The organism is Pseudomonas protegens (assembly GCF_003732485.1).
Classification (GTDB): Bacteria; Pseudomonadota; Gammaproteobacteria; order Pseudomonadales; family Pseudomonadaceae; genus Aquipseudomonas; species Aquipseudomonas protegens_B.
This window is the reverse complement of record NZ_MOAK01000055.1, coordinates 147411-150169: the sequence shown is the minus strand read 5'-3', so window position 1 is coordinate 150169 and position 2759 is coordinate 147411. Positions and strand designations below refer to the sequence as shown.

The 2759-nt window shown below is 48.5% G+C and carries 4 protein-coding genes; 1 reads left to right on the top strand and 3 read right to left on the bottom strand.

The features are described 5' to 3' along the window. Positions 1-404: DDE-type integrase/transposase/recombinase (locus tag BLX41_RS15300; protein WP_148059735.1), on the top strand; the 404-nt coding region annotated here is incomplete at its 5' end. A 517-nt stretch (positions 405-921) separates the two neighbouring features. Here the strand turns inward: BLX41_RS15300 and BLX41_RS15295 are convergent. The 3 genes from BLX41_RS15295 to BLX41_RS34025 all read right to left on the bottom strand — a co-directional run. Then, the gene (locus BLX41_RS15295; RefSeq protein WP_123725577.1) at positions 922-1488 is read right to left on the bottom strand and encodes a fimbrial protein; all 567 of its coding nucleotides are present in this window, start codon (positions 1486-1488) and stop codon (positions 922-924) included. Positions 1489-1937: 449 nt separating this feature from the next. Beyond that, positions 1938-2384: a fimbrial protein gene (locus BLX41_RS15285; protein WP_123725576.1), complete on the bottom strand. Its 447-nt coding sequence runs from the start codon at positions 2382-2384 to the stop codon at positions 1938-1940. A gap of 18 nt (positions 2385-2402) precedes the next feature. Beyond that, positions 2403-2759 (bottom strand): hypothetical protein (locus BLX41_RS34025; RefSeq protein WP_221179211.1); only part of this gene is annotated, 357 nt, incomplete at its 5' end.

The following is a 2759-nucleotide window of genomic DNA, read 5'->3' as shown; positions in this document are numbered from 1 at the left end:
TTGGCTGGTCAATGAAGTCGCAGATGACCAGTGATCTGGCTATTGATGCGTTGTTGATGGCGGTTTGGAGGCGTAAGCCGAAGCAAGAGGTGATGGTTCATTCCGACCAAGGTAGCCAGTACAGCAGCTCCGATTGGCGCAGCTTTTTGAAGGCAAACAATTTGATTGCCGGCATGAGTCGCCGAGGCAACTGTCATGACAATGCCGTGGCCGAGAGCTTTTTCCAGCTTCTGAAACGGGAACGGATCAGGCGGAAAATCTACACCTCGCGGCAAGATGCTCGTAGTGATGTGTTTGATTGCATCGAGATGTTCTACAGCGCGAAACACCGCCATGGCTTCAACAATCAACTGTCACCGGTAGAGTTTGAAAAGCGTTACGCAATGAGTTTGCAAGGTGTCTAGAGAATCCGGGGCGATTCACAATGGCTGCGCTTCGGGAAGCAATGGAACCTTCGGCGCAGCTGGCTGCGATTCTGGATGCACTGAAGTCCAAACCCATTAATTACTCTGCCTAGGGGGGGTGGTCAAAATGATGTTTAGGGCAAATTTATGGCAAATTTAGGGCCGCAATAGACCGTAGGAGGCCAAGGGATCAGGCGGAAAAGCCAATGTTTGTTGGCCTTAAGCGGTCTGTGGCGACGACAGAGGGGGTTCGAATCCCTAGCCATCATTCATGAAGGACCGGCTACTTTACCCGCTGACATTTCTAAAAAGATGATGGGCCAAAAATGGGTCAAGTCATAAGCATAATTTATGCCACTTGAGCTATCTGTAACTTGTCAAGAAAGCCCTACAGCTGATGTTATTGGGGCTGTCTTTCAAATGATCCAGTAAAAATGAGCCGCCCCCCAAAAAAAGGTTCACGGTTATGCCGCGTTAGCTGTGTGCAATTGTCCGCCAGGCTCATCTGGAGTGGCTCTTACTGATAATTAATTGAGTAAGTCACGGAGCTAACGACAGTTCCTGGGCCGGTCGCGGCTTGTGCATAGTACTGAACTGCGTAGGGTAGCTCTGCTTCGCCTTCTGAATTTATCGCAAAGCGAGTTGTGGCACTTATCTGCGATGCACTACCCGCCTTAATGGCGTTGCCATTAGCCGCGTCAATTAGTTGCAACTGGACATTGGTGGCGGATCCTGAATTTTTAAGATTGCCACTGGTTGGGTCAACAGTATGGCCGGGTTCAAAGAGTACTGCTGCGGTTTTGAACGTTCCGGAGCATCTGCTAAGAGCAATAGTAAATCTGGTCTCTCCTGCAACACTTCCAGCTCTTGCCAGCGCGGAAGTTGAGAGCGTTGGCAGGGTGACGAACGATTTCAGTGGATCAGTATCTTCCAGAGGATATTTGTTTGAAGCATCAGGTAAAAAGACGTGGCAAGTTTCGGTTACCAGTTTACCTTCAAAATCAATCTGTCCGTCAGACGCCGTAACTGCTTGAGCGGTAGCAGCAGCTACAATTAATATAAGTAGGCGAGAGCTGTAACCCATGATTTTACTCCGATATAGCGATATTTTTAAATTTTGGGGAAGGTGAGACTAAAGATTCTTAGTGGATCGTCATATGGGATTGGTCTGATTTTTGTTATGAATCATGATTTTCACGCTAGGGTTTCCAGGGCTGCATCAGCAATTCGCTTTAGCCGCCTGCACCGAGGTACCACCAGAAATTTTTAAAGAATTACAAGGCGTTGGCGGCGTCGGCAATAACGTATTATTCAGTTCTGGGGCCAGGACCACCGGCCGGCGGTCGTGAATGTCGACCATTGTGTCCAGTGCACTGCGTACGTTCTCAGCCGCATCCGCAGACGCCTCGCAGCTCCACCCAGTTTGACAACTCGATGATGGGGGCTTCGAGGGCCAGTTGGTGTTCGTAGAGCTTTGAAAGTAGAGAAGGGGTGGGGGTCGTTGTTTCTCCGAGGAGTGAACAGGCTAAGCAGTTATCTTTCAGACTGCGGCTGACTATTCATAAGCGATGATATAGGTGGTAGTGGCGTCAGCCACACCCGCCTGAGCGTCTCCACACTCCTGTAATAACGCGCCTGAAGGGGAATATCGAAGGCTCCTTCAATGGTTTGAACGCCTACATCTAGAGACTTTCCGAATGTCACCGGCGCATTATTGGATAATATCTGAATCTTCACACCTTGGGCGGTATCTGCTGAAGCAGGGTTGGCAAGATTGAGCAACCCATTGGTATTGTCATAAACGCCGGCGGGGCCTGCATCGAGGGTTAGTTTGACTTTTGTCTCGGTGTCGCAGCTAAGGGGGATCGAAAAGTTTTTCTCCGCAGCGGTAACTCCTGAACTGCTTGGGTCTTTCATGTCAACCTCACCAAGTGGGACTTTGATGTTGACGGCGTTAAGTGTGCAACCATGAGTGCTCACTGTGAATGGTGTTGTTTTTTAGTATGACTCTGGACGCTGCCGATCTTTTTGGTTGTTCTGCAATATTAGGGAGGCTGCTGTTTGCGCGGGTATTTTCCCGGGAGTGATATCCCCAATTTTGTAAAAAACTAATTTTATAGTGCCTTGTATTGGTTGCGTTGGAAATGTTCCATTTGCAACGCAAAGAATACGGTGGTTGCTGTTCTCGGTGTTACTATTGGTTAGGGGTATGAAACCATTGTAGCAAGCGCTGGGGTTGTCAGCATATATGGCATATCCTATTCCGGATGTACTTGATCCTAATTTATAAATATTCAGTCCGTTTATTGATTGTACTCGAGTACCATATCCCTTGACGCCAAACCCTTGAAAGTT